The 15,531-nt window shown below is 66.8% G+C and carries 12 protein-coding genes; 2 read left to right on the top strand and 10 right to left on the bottom strand.

What is annotated here, in order from left to right; translation table 11 throughout:
• Positions 1-16 precede the first annotated feature (16 nt).
• Entirely contained in the window at positions 17-1,174 is a 1,158-nt protein-coding gene (locus ACQY72_RS14075) for a beta-ketoacyl-ACP synthase III (RefSeq protein WP_428154325.1), read from the top strand.
• A 3-nt stretch (positions 1,175-1,177) separates the two neighbouring features.
• Here ACQY72_RS14075 and ACQY72_RS14070 read toward each other — a convergent pair whose 3' ends face one another.
• Positions 1,178-1,639, bottom strand: a complete 462-nt coding sequence (locus tag ACQY72_RS14070) for a DoxX family protein (protein WP_428154323.1) — start codon at positions 1,637-1,639, stop codon at positions 1,178-1,180.
• Positions 1,640-1,938: 299 nt separating this feature from the next.
• On the opposite strand from ACQY72_RS14070, the gene ACQY72_RS14065 reads away from it, so the two are divergent.
• Positions 1,939-2,190, top strand: coding sequence for a hypothetical protein (locus ACQY72_RS14065; RefSeq protein WP_428154321.1), 252 nt, complete (start codon positions 1,939-1,941; stop codon positions 2,188-2,190).
• 72 nt (positions 2,191-2,262) lie between these two features.
• Here the strand turns inward: ACQY72_RS14065 and ACQY72_RS14060 are convergent, their stop codons facing one another.
• The 9 genes from ACQY72_RS14060 to ACQY72_RS14020 form a co-directional block, all read right to left on the bottom strand.
• Entirely contained in the window at positions 2,263-2,790 is a 528-nt protein-coding gene (locus ACQY72_RS14060; RefSeq protein WP_428154319.1) for a porin family protein, read from the bottom strand.
• A 354-nt stretch (positions 2,791-3,144) separates the two neighbouring features.
• Complete coding sequence (ppdK, locus tag ACQY72_RS14055; protein ID WP_428154317.1) at positions 3,145-5,823, bottom strand: pyruvate, phosphate dikinase; 2,679 nt, start codon at positions 5,821-5,823, stop codon at positions 3,145-3,147.
• A gap of 339 nt (positions 5,824-6,162) precedes the next feature.
• On the bottom strand, positions 6,163-8,361 hold the full coding sequence (glyS, locus tag ACQY72_RS14050) for a glycine--tRNA ligase subunit beta (protein ID WP_428154316.1): 2,199 nt from the start codon (positions 8,359-8,361) through the stop codon (positions 6,163-6,165).
• The gene (locus ACQY72_RS14045) at positions 8,361-8,741 is read right to left on the bottom strand and encodes a hypothetical protein (RefSeq protein WP_428154314.1); all 381 of its coding nucleotides are present in this window, start codon (positions 8,739-8,741) and stop codon (positions 8,361-8,363) included. Before ACQY72_RS14045 ends, glyS begins: the two co-directional genes overlap by 1 nt.
• The gene (locus tag ACQY72_RS14040) at positions 8,738-9,631 is read right to left on the bottom strand and encodes a glycine--tRNA ligase subunit alpha (RefSeq protein WP_428154312.1); all 894 of its coding nucleotides are present in this window, start codon (positions 9,629-9,631) and stop codon (positions 8,738-8,740) included. The genes ACQY72_RS14045 and ACQY72_RS14040 overlap by 4 nt, the downstream gene beginning before the upstream one ends.
• 111 nt (positions 9,632-9,742) lie before the next feature.
• Positions 9,743-10,636: a fasciclin domain-containing protein gene (locus tag ACQY72_RS14035; RefSeq protein WP_428154310.1), complete on the bottom strand. Its 894-nt coding sequence runs from the start codon at positions 10,634-10,636 to the stop codon at positions 9,743-9,745.
• Between the two features lie 209 nt (positions 10,637-10,845).
• Positions 10,846-11,718 carry a 4-(cytidine 5'-diphospho)-2-C-methyl-D-erythritol kinase gene (locus ACQY72_RS14030; protein WP_428154308.1) on the bottom strand — a complete coding sequence of 291 codons (873 nt, stop codon included), beginning with the start codon at positions 11,716-11,718 and terminating at the stop codon, positions 10,846-10,848.
• 5 nt (positions 11,719-11,723) lie between these two features.
• Positions 11,724-13,622: a tetratricopeptide repeat protein gene (locus tag ACQY72_RS14025; RefSeq protein WP_428154307.1), complete on the bottom strand. Its 1,899-nt coding sequence runs from the start codon at positions 13,620-13,622 to the stop codon at positions 11,724-11,726.
• 63 nt (positions 13,623-13,685) lie between these two features.
• Positions 13,686-15,341 (bottom strand): electron transfer flavoprotein-ubiquinone oxidoreductase, encoded by a 1,656-nt coding sequence (locus ACQY72_RS14020; protein ID WP_428156717.1) that lies wholly within the window; start codon positions 15,339-15,341, stop codon positions 13,686-13,688.
• Positions 15,342-15,531 lie beyond the last annotated feature (190 nt).

Below are 15,531 nucleotides of genomic sequence, written 5' to 3'. Positions count from 1 at the left end.
AGGAAACCCGCTTCCCGTGTCCAAAGCCGTCATAGCCGCCACCGGCCTCTTCACCCCCGAGCAGTCGGTCTCCAACGCCGAACTGGTCGACAGCTACAACGCCTGGGCCGACGGCTGGAACGCCCGCCACGCCGCCCCGATCGAGGCCGGCGAGCTGGAGGCCAAGGCCCACTCCTCGCCCGAGTTCATAGAGAAGGCGTCGGGCATCAAGAGCCGGTTCGTGCTGGACAAGGCCGGGATCATCGATCCCGAGCGGATGGCCCCGAACCTGGCCGAACGCTCCAACGACGAAATCTCGATCCTGGCCGAGATGGCGGTCAAGGCCGCGCGTCAGGCCATCGAGGCCTGGGGCAAGCCGGTCAGCGAAATCGGCGCCGTCCTGTGCGCCGCCTCGAACATGCAGCGCGCCTATCCCGCCATGGCGATCGAGGTTCAGCAGGCTCTGGGCATCGAGGGCTTCGCCTTCGACATGAACGTGGCGTGCAGTTCCGCGACCTTCGGCATCAAGACGGCGACGGACTTCATCGCCGGCGGCTCGGTCAAGGCCGTGCTGATGGTCAACCCGGAGGTCTGTTCGGCTCACCTGAACTTCACCGACCGCGACAGCCATTTCATCTTCGGCGACGTGGCCACGGCGGTGATCGTGGAGTCTTCCGAGACGGCGGGACCGGGCGGCTGGGACGTGCTGGGCACGCGACTGAAGACGACCTTCTCGAACAATATCCGCAACAACTTCGGCTTTTTGAATCGAACGGAACAGCCCACCGACGCCGTGGCCGCAACGGCCTCAAGCAGCGCAGCGATAGGCCAAACGGACAAACTTTTCGTCCAGCAAGGACGAAAAGTCTTCCGTGACGTGGTGCCGATGGTGTCGGACATGATCGTGGATCACGCTGGCGAACTGGGCCTTGATCCGCACGACCTGAAGCGGCTGTGGCTGCACCAGGCCAACATCAACATGAATACGATGATCGGCAAGAAGGTGCTGGGGCGCGAGCCCTCGGCGGACGAGAACGTCATCATCCTGGATGACTACGCCAATACCTCCTCTGCGGGCTCGATCATCGCCTTTCACCTGCACAACGACGGGTTCGAGGCGGGCGACACCGGCCTGATCTGCAGTTTCGGCGCGGGCTATTCTGCCGGGACGGTCTTCGTCAGGAAGCGCGCCTAAGACCTACAGCCGGGGCAGGAACAGGACGAAGTCCAGGCTCCACAGCCCCGGCCCATTGGCGATCAGCCAGATCAGGATCACCATCAGCAGGGTCTCCGGCAGGTCGAAATAGCTGGACAGGCGATAGCCGAGACTGGTCCCCTCCACCGACTTGGACGCCACCGTCACCAGGGCGACCAGGCTGATGATCAGCAGCACCAGCGCCGCCAGGCTGGTGAACAGGCCCATGATCAGCACGGCGCCGAAGGCGAACTCGCACACCGACACGAACCGGGCGGTCTGGCGCGGGGCGGCGATGCCGGCCTCGACCATGGTCTTCTGCATCTTCTCGGCCTGGGCCGGGGTGAACAGCTTGTAGAAGCCGGACAGGAAGAACATCCCCCCGACCACGACCCGCGCGATCAGGGGCGCGATATCCATCAGCGCCGGGATGCCCAGGCCGAAGCCGCGATAGAGGTCGATCATGAGACGAAGGCTCCGCTGGATGGCGGAGCCTTCAATGCCTCACGGCCTGGGCGGTTGCCCCGGCGTGTGCATCGTCTTCCATTCCATCGCCCGGCGGACGCGGTATTCGGCGGTCTTGATCGCGACCGCCGCATCGAGATTCTTCATGGTTTTCCCTTAAGAGAACCAAAGCGTGCGACCCGCGTTATGTCAGGTTAATTCCCGTCCATGATGATTATTGCCCGGCCACGCTTGAAACTGTCACAGGATTTTGCAACGCATTCGATTGTCGAGAACAGGGGATTTCCCAGATGGCTCACATGACACCGAAGCAGGTGCTGGAAAGCTTGGCCAAGGACATCGCCGCCGTGCTGAAGAGCATGGGCGGTTCGGCCCACCAGAATATGGTGGTCGATTGCGTCGCGGCGATGAAACGTCAGCGCGGCGAGGCGGTCAATCCGCCCGATCTGCGCCAGAAGATCATCGAGACCTTCGAACAGTACCGCGACTGGTTCGTGCGTCCGTTCGGCGAAGGCTCTCAACGCTGGGCCCTCGCGGGCGACTTCGCCTGACATCATTGTCCCGAACGCGAAAGGCGCGCCCCTTACGGAGCGCGCCTTCGTCGTTTTGACTGACCCTAAAGATCAGAAGCGACGGATGTAGCTGACCGAATAGGCGTCGGCCTTGCCCGCATCGTCACGGTAGTCGCGACGGGTCCAGTCGGCCCGCACGCCGTTCACGCCATCGACGTAGTAGTTGGCGCCGGCGCCGTAGTTCCAGCTGTCAGCGCCCACGTCGGCGTTCGCGCCGGGGAACTCCTGCTTCAGCTCGGTGTGGCCGTAGCCGCCGCGGGCGAACAGTTCCAGCTTGTCGGAGACCGGCACCTTGCCGACCACGTAACCGGCGGCGTCCCACTCGTGCTTGATCGAGCCATCGACGCCCGCGACGGTGAAGTCGTCGTCCTTGACGCCGACCGAGGCTTCGGTTTCCAGCGCGATGTAACGGTTGAGGTTCACGCCCAGACGACCGGTGACGGCGCCGGTCGTTGCATTGTCGCCTTCAAGATGAGTGTAGCCCAGCGAGCCGTAACCGCGCGGCTCGGGATTGGTTTGAGCAAAGGCCGGAGCGGCGATTGCGGAAACGGCGACGGCGGCGAGAAGAATGTTACGCATTGTTTCTTATTAACTCCTAGATGTGATGACCGAACCGATCATCAGCCCCATCCAGCGAGTGCTTAAATAGGTCAGGGCTTCATCTGTTCCAGAGGCTGAGAAACACTACGAATGCCTGTGGACGCCAGGACACATACGGCGTTCCGCCAAGGTTGGCGGTTTTGTGACAAAGAAAAAGGGCGGCCTCTGCAGAGGCCGCCCTTCGATACTTCCCACACCGTCATCCTCGGGCTCGACCCGAGAACCAGGCGCTGGACAGGCTATGCTTCAAAGTCGTCGCACCAGCGGCGGCGCCTTCGATCCTCGGGTCGAGCCCGAGGATGACGGGGGGTGAGGCGAGATCGCCGCTGCCGTTCAGCGGTCCTTCTCGCGCTCCACGTTCAGCGCCGCCTGCGCCGCCGCCAGACGAGCGATCGGCACGCGGTAGGGCGAGCAGGACACGTAATCCAGACCAGCCTTCTCGCAGAAGGCGATCGACGACGGATCGCCGCCGTGTTCGCCGCAGATGCCCAGCTTGACCTCGGGCCGCACCGCGCGACCCCGCTCGGCCGCGATCTCGATCAGGCCGCCGACGCCGTCCTGGTCCAGACGCACGAAGGGATCGGTCTCGAAGATGCCCTTGTCCAGATAGGCCTGCAGGAACCGCCCGGAATCGTCGCGGCTGATGCCGAAGGTCGTCTGGGTCAGGTCATTGGTGCCGAAGCTGAAGAACTGGGCGTATTCCGCCAGATCCCCGGCGCGGATGGCGGCGCGCGGCAGTTCGATCATGGTGCCGACCAGATAGTCGATGGTCTCGCCTGTTTCCTCGAAGACGGCCTTGGCGGTGCGGTCGGTCAGTTCGCGCAGGAACTTCATCTCCAGACCCAGGGCGACCAGCGGGTGCATGATCTCCGGCAACGGAGCCTGACCCGATGTCTTCTGCACCTCCAGCGCCGCCTCGATGATGGCGCGAACCTGCATCTCGTAGATCTCGGGGTAGGCCACGCCCAGGCGGCAGCCGCGATGGCCCAGCATGGGATTGGTCTCGTGCAACTCCTTGGCGCGCCGCTTCAGCTTTTCAGCGTCGATGCCCGACGAGGCGGCCAGGGCGTCGATGTCTTCCTCGGTGTGGGGAATGAACTCGTGCAGCGGCGGGTCCAGCAGGCGCACCGTCACCGGCAGCCCGGCCATGATCTCGAACAGTTCGACGAAGTCCGACTTCTGGAACGGCGCGATCTTGGCCAGGGCCGTGCGGCGCCCGGCCTCGTCGTCGGCCAGGATCATTTCGCGCACGGCGGCGATCCGGGTGTCGTCGAAGAACATGTGCTCGGTCCGGCACAGGCCGATGCCCTCGGCGCCGAAACCGCGCGCGGTCTTGGCGTCCAGCGGCGTCTCGGCATTGGCGCGCACCTTCAGGCGACGCACCTTGTCGGCCCAGGCCATCAGGGTCTGGAAGTCGCCGGTCAGTTCGGGCTCGATCATCGGCACGGCGCCGTCCAGCACCTCGCCCTTGGAGCCGTCGATGGTGATGACCTCGCCGGCCTTGAAGGTGCGGCCGCGCGCGGTGAAGGTGCCCTTGGCCTCGTCGATGTGGATCTCGCCGGCGCCGGAGACGCAGGCCCGCCCCATGCCGCGCGCCACGACGGCGGCGTGGCTGGTCATGCCGCCGCGCGCGGTGACGATGCCGCGCGCCGCATGCATGCCGTGGATGTCCTCAGGCGAGGTTTCCTCGCGCACCAGGATGACCGCCTCGCCCAGGCCGGACATGCGCTCGGCCTCGTCGGCGTCGAACACGATCTTGCCGGTCGCGGCGCCGGGCGAGGCCGGCAGGCCGGCGGCGACCACGGTGCGGGCCGCATCGGGGTCCAGCGTCGGGTGCAGCAGCTGGTCCAGAGCCGACGGCTCGACCCGGCTGATGGCCTCTTCCTGGGTGATCACGCCCTCGGCCGCCAGGTCCACGGCGATCTTCAGCGCCGACTTGGCCGTGCGCTTGCCGTTGCGGGTCTGCAGCATCCAGAGCCGGCCCTGTTCGACCGTAAACTCGATGTCCTGCATGTCGCGATAGTGGCTCTCCAGCGTGTTCACCACCGTGACGAACTGACCGAAGACTTCCGGCATGGCCTCTTCCATCGAGGGGGCGGTCTCGCCCATCTCCTCGCGGCCGATCTTGGTCAGGGACTGCGGCGTGCGGATGCCAGCGACCACGTCCTCGCCCTGGGCGTTGATCAGGAACTCGCCGTACAGGCGCGCCTCGCCGGTCGAGGGGTTGCGGGTGAAGGCCACGCCGGTCGCCGAGGTCTCGCCCATATTGCCGAACACCATCGACTGGACGCTGACCGCCGTGCCCCAGCTTTCGGGGATGTCGTGCATGCGGCGATAGAATTTGGCCCGGTCGTTCATCCAGCTGGCGAAGACCGCGCCCACGGCGCCCCACAGCTGGTCCTTGGGATCCTGCGGGAAAGGATGGCCCAGCTCGCGCTCGACCACGGCCTTGTAGTCAGCGACCACCTTCTGCCAGTCCTCGGCCTTCAGGTCGGTGTCAACGGTGACGCCCAGCCGGTCCTTGTGCTGGTCCAGAACCTCTTCGAAATCATCGTGACTGAGGCCCAGCACGACGTTCGAATACATGGTGATGAAGCGGCGATAGGAGTCGAAGGCGAAGCGGCGGTCGCCCGACAGTTTGGCCAGGCCCTCGACCGTCTGGTCGTTCAGACCCAGGTTCAGGACGGTGTCCATCATTCCCGGCATCGACGCCCGGGCGCCTGAGCGCACCGAGACCAGCAGCGGGTTGTTCACGTCGCCGAACGTCTTGCCGACGATGGCCTCGACCGCGTCCAGCGCGGCCTTCACCTGGGCTTCCAGATCGGCGGGATAGGTCTCGCCATTGGCGTAATAGTGGGTGCAGACCTCGGTGGTGACGGTGAAGCCTGGCGGGACCGGCAGACCCAGCGACGACATTTCCGCCAAATTGGCGCCCTTGCCCCCGAGAAGGTTCTTCATCGACGCGTCGCCGTCGGCGGAGCCTCCGCCGAAGCCGTACACCCACTTGGTCATCTTGCAGTCCCTGAGCTTTTCGGATCGTCCGGCGGGTTGGCCCCGCTCGCACATGCAGCACGATCTAGCGCGGAGGAACCGGCTTGACCATGGCGGATGTAACAATACGTGAGGAGGTAACCGGTTTCCTGGTCGCTCGCGCGAAGAGGGGCGCATCCCCCTCACCTCTCCGCGCGCGAAGGCGCGTGGGGAGGACAGATCGCGCAGCGATCAGGAGGGGGCGACTCCGGCGCCGGTGATGACCGGCTCAGCTTCAGACACCCCGTCGCCCCCACCTGGCGCTCGCTGACGCGATCGCCTGTCCTCCCCGTCGGCCTTCGCCGACGGGGAGGTGAAGGATCAGCCCGCGATCTGGCCGAAGTCGGCGACCTGGCCCATCACGTCGCGCACTTGGCCCAGCAGTTTCAGGCGGTTGTCGCGTTCCTCGGCCACGTTGGAGTTGACCAGCACGTCCTCGAAGAACCGGTCCACCGGCGCGCGCAGACGCGCCAGCGCCGTCATGGCGGCGGCGAAGTCCTCGGTTTCCAGCGCGGCCTCGACGGCGGTGCGAGCGGCGCCGACGGCGAAGGCCAGGATGGTCTCGGGCTCGGGCTGGTTCGGCAGGCCGGTCTGGACCATGCCGGTCGGCAGCGGGCCTTTCTTTTCCTCGGCGCGCAGGATGTTGGAGGCGCGCTTGTAGCCGGCCAGCAGATTGGCCCCGTCGTCGGTGGCGAGGAAGGCGGCCAGCGCCTCGACCCGACGCACGATGCGGACGAGGTCGTCGTCGCCCAAGGCGAAGACGGCGGCGACGAGGTCGTGACGCTGGCCCCGGTCGCGGAGGAGGACGGTCAGGCGGTCGGCGAAGAAGGTGCTGACCTCCATCGCAATGGCAAAAGCTCGATCACTTGTTTGAGCAACCATCTCGGAAGCTCGATTAGGGCTTAGAAGCGCAAGACTTTCCTCAGCAGCAACCTGAGCGGATCGGATACCAAACTGATCGCGCAACTCCAGAGCCAACGTGACTGCTTGTTCAGCGTTCTCACGGTCGGGGTAGGTCAGCGCATGTGCGATAGTCGCTGGCATAAATCGAATGAGGCTCAACCGAAGGTCATTCTCCAGCACCAGCCGGATGACGCCCAGCGCCGCTCTCCGCAGCGCGAACGGATCCTTCGACCCAGTGGGCTTTTCGTCGATGGCGAAGAAGCCGACCAGGGTGTCCAGCTTGTCGGCCAGGGCGACGGCGACCGTGACGGGCGCGGTCGGGACCGTGTCGGCGGGGCCTTGGGGTTTGTAGTGGTCGCGGACCGCGTCGGCGACGGCGTCGGAATGGCCGGCGAGACGGGCGTAATAGCCGCCCATGATCCCCTGCAGTTCCGGGAATTCGCTGACCATGCCCGACAGCAGATCGGCCTTGGACAGGCGGGCGGCGGTTTCAGCTTCGGCGGGGTCGGCGCCGACCAGGGGGGCGATCTCGCGGGCCAGGGCGGCGATGCGCTCGACCCTCTCTGCCAATGTGCCCAGTTTGGCGTGGAAGGTCACGCCGGACAGTTTGGCGTTCCAGGCGGCGAAGCCGACCTTCTGGTCCTCGTCCCAGAAGAAGCGGGCGTCGTTCAGGCGGGCGGACAGGACTCTGGAGTTGCCGGCGGCCAGGGCCTTGCCGCCGTCGGTGGCCTCGACATTGGCGACGACCAGGAAGTTGGGGGCGAGCCCCTCTTTCGCGGGATCGCGGACGGCGAAATACTTCTGGTGCACCTTCATCGACAGGCGCACGACCTCGGGCGGCAGGGCTAGGAACTGCGGGTCCATGTCGCCCAAAATCGGGGTCGGCCATTCGGCGAGCCCCGCCACCTCGTCCAGCAGGCCGTCGTCATCGACCAAAGCGAGACCCCGCGCGGCGCAGGCGGCCTTGGCCTGTTCCAGGATGCGCAAGCGTCGGTCGGCTGCGTCGATCAGGACGAAGTTCTTTTCCAGCTGGGTGCGGTAGTCGACGAAATCGCTGACCTTCAGCGGCTGGCCCGAACCCATGAAGCGGTGGCCCTCGGTGATGGCGTCGGATTGAATCCCGTCGATCTCAAACGGCACGACCTTGCCGTCGAAGATGCACAGGATGCGCTTGATCGGCCGGACCCAACGCAGGGTTCCGGAGCCCCAGCGCATCGACTTGGGCCAAGGGAAGGTGCGGATCACCTGGTCCACCGTCTCGGCGACAAGATCGGTCGTGGCGCGGCCCTTGGACGACAGGACGGCGAACAGGACGCCGTCGCGTTCGGTCAGTTGATCGCGGGTCAGGCCGGTCTTGCGCAGGAAGCCTTCCAGCGCCTGTTCCGGCGCCGAGGCGCGCGGGCCCTTGACCTCTTCCTCGCGGTCGGGCGTCGCGACGGGCAGGCCGTCGATGACCAGGGTCAGGCGGCGCGGGCCGGCATAGGTCGTCAGCGCGTCCCAATTCAGGCCGGCGGCCTTCAGCCGGTCGGAGACCATGCGCTCCAGGTCGCGCGCGGCGCCCTGCTGCATGCGGGCGGGGATTTCTTCGGAGAAGATTTCGAGGAGGAGTTGGGGCATCAGTCGGCGGACTCTTCGGTCGTGGCGGCAGACCGCATCAGGGTAAGGGCGACGTCCCGCAGAGCCAGCGGCGCGTCGGCCGCACCCGGCTCTGCGCTGAAGGCGATGTTCAGCAGGAAGGGGCGCGGGGCCAGGAAGGCGGTCTGCAGGATGCCGAACCATTCGTCGCTGACCACGACCACGCCGCGCCAGCCGCCGGGCTGTGCTGTCAGGTGGCCGCTAAGATCATCGACGGGACGGACGATGCGAACCTCGGCCCACGACTCCTGGCCTTCGATTTCCACGCGGCCGCTGGAAAACAGCGAGATCGGCTCGCCGGGGTGCTGCTCCAGATTGATGTCGGCCAGATCGAAGGAGAGAATTCCAGAGACAGTGCTCACGACGCGGCCTTTTCGTTTTCGACATAGGCCAGGGCGCAGGCTTTGCAGAGGTCGCGGATGCGGCCGATGTAGCTCTGGCGTTCGGCGACGGCGATGGCCCCGCGGGCGTCCATCAGGTTGAACAGGTGGCTGGCCTTCAGCACCTGGTCATAGGCGGGCAGGACCAGAGGCTGGCCTTGCGGGCCACGCATGTCCAGCAGACGCGAAACCTCGGCCACCATGTCCTCGAACCGGCGCTTCAACCCGTCCACGTCATAGCCGTGGAAGTTGGCCTCCGACTGCTGGCGCTCGTTCTCCAGGAAGACCTCGCCGTATGTGAGTCCCTCCTTGGTGAACTTCAGATCGTAGACGTTGTCCACGCCCTGCACATACATGGCCAGTCGCTCCAGCCCGTAGGTCAGCTCGCCCGACACCACATCGACCTCGATGCCGCCGACGCCCTGGAAATAGGTGAACTGCGTCACCTCCATCCCGTCGCACCAGACCTCCCAGCCCAGGCCCCAGGCACCGACGGTCGGGTTCTCCCAGTCGTCCTCGACGAAGCGGATGTCGTGCAGTTTCGGGTCGATCCCGATCGCCGCCAGCGAGCCCAGATAGAGCTCCTGAAGGTTGTCCGGGTTCGGCTTCAGGATGACCTGGTATTGGTAATAGTGTTGGAGGCGGTTCGGGTTTTCGCCATAGCGGCCGTCGCCGGGGCGGCGGCTGGGCTGGACATAGGCGGCCTTCCACGGCTTGGGGCCGAGCGCGCGCAGGACGGTGGCGGGGTGCAGGGTCCCTGCCCCTACCTCGATGTCATAGGGCTGGAGAATGGCGCAGCCCTGGTCGCCCCAATATTTGTGGAGCGTCAGGATCAGGTCCTGAAACGCGAGCGGCTCGGTCGAGGTGGTCAAATCGGGCTCTTGGGGAGGGGTGCAAAAAGACGGCGGACCATAGGGCCCGCCGCCTTCCGCTTCAACACGCTACCAAGCGAGCGCGTGGGTGACCCGAATTATTGACCCAGCTTACTGGGGAGTCGGGTTGGCTTCGTCGCCGCCGTCAGCGGCGGGATCGGCCGCATCGACCGGAGGCGTGGCCGAGGGATCGACCTGACCATCGGTCGGGTTGGCGACCGGGGGCGAGGCCGTGGTGGTGGTCGCAGCAGCCGGTTCACCCGTCGGGGCCGTTGCAGGCGCGGCCTCGGCGGCCGGAGCAGCCTCTTCCGCAGGAGCGGCGGCTTCAGCCGGAGCAGCGGCTTCTTCATCGCCCATGGCGGCCATGGAGTTCGCCGGGTTCAGGACCTGATCGATCGGGAAGATGGCGCCGTTCGAGGCGTCCAGTTCAGCGCTGACCACTGTGGCGCCGTCAGCCTTGATGGCCGAGCCGGTGCCGTCCAGCAGGACCTGGCTCTCGGCGGCGGTCGGAACGCCGCCCTTCTTGCCCATGATCTGGTCGGGCGTCACGTCGGCGACGATGACGTGATAGAGCAGCAGCTGACGCAGTTCGGCGGCGTTGGCCGGATCCATCAGACGCGTGCGGTCGGCCTCGGGCAGGGCGGCGAAGGCCGCGTCGGTCGGGGCGAAGATCGAGATGGCCGGGCGCGTCGCCAGGGTGTCGGTCAGTTGCGCTGCATCGAGGGCCGCCAGAAGGGTGGTGAACTGGCCGCTCGCTTTCAGCTTGTCGACGACGGTCTCGCCGGCGGCCGGCGTGGCGGCCTGGGTCACATCCGTTGCAGCCGGGGCTGCGGCTTCAGCGGCCGGCGCCGATGACGCGGGCGCGGCAGGCATGGACGGGTCAGTCTGCGGCACGGGGGCCTCGGCCGGGGCGGGCGAGGTCGGCGGGGTGACGTCCTGAGCGAAGGCGGGCGCGGCCATCAGGGTGACCACGGCGGTTGCGGCAAGCAGTTTTGCACGAAGCATGACGGTATCCTTTTTCTGTTTGAGGATCGCCAGGAGGGGGAGCGGCGACCCGTTCCAGTCATCGGAACTGCGGACTCAAATCAGAACACCGTGATCTGGTTCCGAGACGCCGAAACAATTCGTAACGATTGTGATGATCAAGGCGAGACCTTGGCGATATCGGCGTTCCAGAGGGCGAATGGCCAGTATTCGGCCACAAAGCTTGAACGCTACTGAACGGCCAGGCGCGTTGCTGTGACCCAGGCGTGGGGGTGTGCGGCGGCGAGCGTACGCGCCGCCGCCTGGGCCGCCGCCTCGGTGGGATAAAGGCCGAACACCGTCGCGCCCGAACCGGACATGCGGGTCAGGGCGATCTCCGACGTGGCGGAGACGGCGGCGAGCGCGTCCGCGATGGCGGGCGTCAGGGCCAGCGCCGGGAGTTGGAGGTCGTTGCGCTGAACCGACAGCCAGTCGATGACGGCGGCGACGGACCAGTCGCGCGGCGGATATGGTCGGTCGGCCGCGCGCATCGGTCCGGCGTCATAGGCCCGATAGACGGCGCCGGTTGGGGACAGGACGCCGGGGTTGAACAGGACGGCGGGCAGAGGCGGCAGACGCGGCTCGTCGGTCAGCACGTCTCCCCTGCCCTCAGCCCAGGCGGTGCGCATGCGCAGGCACATGGGACCGTCCGCGCCGACGACGCCGGCGACCGCCTCCAGCGCCGCATCGTCGATGTCCAGCGACAGGGCCTGACGCACCAGCTTCAGCGCCGCGCCCGCGTCGGACGATCCGCCGCCCAGCCCGGCCGCGATGGGCAGACGCTTGTCCAGCGTCACCTTCAGCTTCGGCTCTGCGATGCCTGAGACTTCGCCCAGGCGACGAAGGGCGCGCAGGATCAGGTTGTCGGGCGTGACGCCCAACGCCTCACCGAACGGGCCGGTCACATCGAGAGACAGGCTGTCGGCCGGTTCGACCGAAACCTGATCGCCCACATCGGCGAAGGCGACCAGGCTGGACAGCGGATGATAGCCGTCGGCGTCCACCGCCCCGACATGCAGGAACAGATTGATCTTGGCCGGAGCCAGGGCGGTCAGCACGGGCATGGAAACTATTGAGAGACGCCCTTGGCGGGCGCGGCGCCGTCCAGCCCATTGGCGATCTTACGCTCGACATCGGCGCGGCGCTCGGGTTCGGGCTCCAGCACCAGGACGCGGTTCCACAGCCAGACCGCCTCGCGTTCGCGGCCCACCCGCCAATAGGCGTCGCCGAGGTGGTCGTTGATCTCGGCGTTGGACGGCTCCTTGTCGACGGCCTGTTCCAGGGTGTCGACGGCGGTTTCGAACTGGCCCTGCTTGAACTGGGCCCAGCCCAGCGAGTCCTGGATGTTGCCGTTTTCGGGCTCCAGCGCATGGGCGCGGGCGATCATCTCGGCGCCCTCCTGGACCCGCAGGCCCTTATCGACCCACAGATAGCCCAGGTAATTCAGCATGTCGGCGTCGTTGGGCGCGGTCTGGAGCGCGGCCCACAGCTCGGCCTCAGCCTCGGGCGTGCGGCCCAGGGCCTCATAGGCGGCGCCGCGCAGGAAGTGGACGCTGGCGCCCTGATCGGCGGTGTTAAGCACCGGGCCGTCCAGCAGGGTCAGCGCCTCTTCATGCTGTTTCAGCTGCATCAACTGGCCCGCCAGGACCAGGGCGATCCGACGGTCGTCGGGGCTGGCGGCGGCGGCGAGGCGCAGTTCGGCCAGGGCGTTGTCCGACTGGCCGTCCTCTTCCAGCGCAATGGCCAGCTGGGCGCGGGCGGCGGCGTAGAGCTGGGGATCGTCGGTCCCGACGCGCGACAGGGCGCTGCGGGCGGCCGACTTCAGACCGGCGCGCGACAGCACCTGGGCCAGCTGGAACTCGGTCTCGTCGTCGTCGTGCAGGTTCTGCGCGAGCCGCAGATAGACGGCGGCGAATTCGTTGCCGCGCTCGGCCGACGCCTGGGCTGCGGCGGTGATCAGGCCCTGGGCCGCGCCTTCGCGGAAGTCGGGCAGGACCGGCGGCCGACCGCCGTCGCGCACCCGCTGCAACGCGCGGACGACGCCGGGATCGACCGGTTGCACCGCGATCGCGGCCTCATACAGGGCGATGGCGTCGTCGCGACGGCCGCGCCGTTCCATGAACTCGCCATAGGGGCGTTTGAATAGGGCGCCGACACCGGCCACGTCGGCGGCGGCCTTCAGCTCGACCTCGGCCTCGGCATAGTCGCGGCGCTTTTCCAGCAGCGCGGCGCGGTTCATGCGGGCGAAGGCCAGGGTCAGGGGATCGCCGCTGATCGGGGCGGGCTGAAGCGCGCGGCTCCAGTCCCCCGCCGCCGCCGCGATCCACGGCGCGACCAGCAGGCCGGCGCGAGCATGGGGCGCGCCGATGGGCTGCTGGGCCAGGGCGGCGTTGGGCGTTTTTGCGTCGCCGCGCACGAACTCCTGAACCAGCCGGACCAGGCGCCCGCCCTCGACGAAGGCAGGCGAGGCCGTCGCATCGGTGGGCGCCAACGCGGCCGCCACGTCCAGATCGCCGGTCAGCAGGGCCGAGGTGAAGGCCTGTTCGCGCACGCGCGGCTGTTCCGGCGCCAGTTGCTCGGCCTGGGCCAGATAGTTCGAGCCGATTGCACCCTCGCCCTGCATCAGGGCCAGCTTGCCCGCCAGATACAGGCCATAGGCGCTGCGCCCCTCGGCGTTCGTGGGGATCGGCGCCCAGACCGCTGGGATGGGCGGCGTGACCGGGGTGTCGGTGATGATGATGAAGGGATCGGGCGCAGCGTCCTGGCTGGACGGCGCCTGATCCGAAGGCGCCTGGCCCGGCGTCGGCTCGCCTGGCTTGAGGATGATCGCCGGAGGATGGGTTTCCGGCGTCGGCGCGGCAGGCGGGGTTTCCTGTGCGCCGGCCTGCCCGGCGGCGGCCAAGGCGAGAACGGTCAGGGAGGCGGCGAACAGACGCGAATGAGGAGGGCGCGAACGGGAGGCGATCATGCCTCGACCCTTCACGCTTTTGCGGCGGCGGGCAAGGGCGGAACGCGCCCCTGCCCCGTTCCGTCACATGTTCGGATAGTTGGGACCGCCGCCGCCCTCGGGCGTGGTCCAGACGATGTTCTGCGAAGGGTCCTTGATGTCGCAGGTTTTGCAGTGGACGCAGTTCTGGGCGTTGATGACGAAACGCGGATCGGTCTTGGCGACCTCGTCGGCATAGACGACCTCGTAGACGCCCGCCGGGCAGTACAGCCGCGCCGGTTCGCCGTATTTGGGCAGGTTGACCTGAATCGGCTTGGACGGGTCCAGCAGCTTCAGGTGCGCGGGCTGATCCTCTGCATGGTTGGTGTTGGAGATGAACACCGACGACAGCTTGTCGAACGACAGCTTGCCGTCCGGCTTGGGATAGCGGATTTCCTTGTGCTTGGCGGCCAGCTCGGTCGAGGCGGCGTCGGTCTTTTCGTGCTTCAGCGTCGGGATCGGCGACCAGCCGCCCAGCAGGGTGCGGCACCACATGTCGAACATGCCGAACGCCCCGCCCAGGGTCGTTCCGAACTTGCTCAGCAGGGGCTTGGCGTTCTTGACGACCGACAGCTCCTTGTAGACCCAGCTCTTTTCGAAGGCGGTCTGATATTCGACCAGTTCGTCGCCGCTGCGCCCGGCCTGAACCGCGTCATAGGCGGCGTCGGCGGCCAGCATGCCGGTCTTCATCGCATTGTGGCTGCCCTTGATGCGGGGCACGTTCACGAAACCGGCCGAACAGCCGATCAGGACGCCGCCGGGGAACGACAGCTTGGGTATCGACTGCAAGCCGCCCTCGGTGATGGCGCGGGCGCCGTAAGAGATGCGCGTGCCGCCTTCCAGGTGCGGGGCGATGGACGGGTGGTGCTTGAAGCGCTGGAACTCGTCGAACGGCGACAGGAACGGGTTCTTGTAGTTCAGGTGCACGACATAGCCGACGGCCACGTAGCGGTCGCCGAAATGATAGAGGAAACTGCCGCCGCCGGTGTGTTCGTCCAGCGGCCAGCCGGTCGTGTGCTGGGCCAGGCCGGGCTGGTGCTGCTCGGCGGGCACCTGCCACAGCTCCTTCAGGCCGATGCCGTATTTCTGGGGCGACTTGCCGTCCTGGAGCTTGTGTTTGGCGATGATGGTCTTGGCCAGGGAGCCGCGCACGCCCTCGGCGATGAAGACATATTTGCCGTGCAGTTCGATGCCGGGCTGGAAGTCGTCGGTCGGCTTGCCCTCGCGGTCGATGCCGAACACGCCGGCGACGACGCCCTTCACACGGCCCGTCTCTTCTTCCCAGACGACGTGACTGGCGGCCATGCCGGGATAGACCTCGACGCCCAGGGCCTCGGCCTGTTCACCCAGCCAGCGGGTGACATTGCCCAGCGAGGCGATGTAGCAGCCGTGATTGTGCATGAAGGGCGGCAGCAGGGGCATGGGCAGTGACGCCTCGCCCTGCGGACCCAGCAGCAGGAACTTGTCCTTTGTGACCGGCGTCTCCAGCGGCGCGCCGCGTTCCTTCCAGTCAGGGAACAGCTCATTCAGCGCCTTGGGATCGATGACCGCGCCCGACAGGATATGGCCGCCGACCTCGGCCGCCTTTTCCAGCACGGCGACGGTGATGTCCTTGCCGTCCTTTTCCGCGCGCTGCTTCAGGCGGATGGCCGCCGACAGGCCGGCCGGGCCGCCGCCGACGATCACGACATCGTATTCCATGACCTCGCGCTCGACGCCGTCCAGCGCCTCCAGTGGCGGCAGATTGTCGATGATCGCTTCCTGACGGGCGTTCTCCGCGCCGCCTTCGATGGCTTCTTCGGCCATGATTTCCCCTGAATCCCGGTTGTCTGTGTGGTTATGCCGCTTATCGGAAGGTGACGCGAGGGCGGTCAAGGCTTATCGGTAGCCC

Origin of the sequence: Brevundimonas sp., assembly GCF_965279155.1 — a bacterium.
Classification (GTDB): Bacteria; Pseudomonadota; Alphaproteobacteria; order Caulobacterales; family Caulobacteraceae; genus Brevundimonas.
The sequence above is the reverse complement of the archived record's forward strand: the minus strand, read 5'-3'. Positions and strand labels throughout refer to the sequence as shown.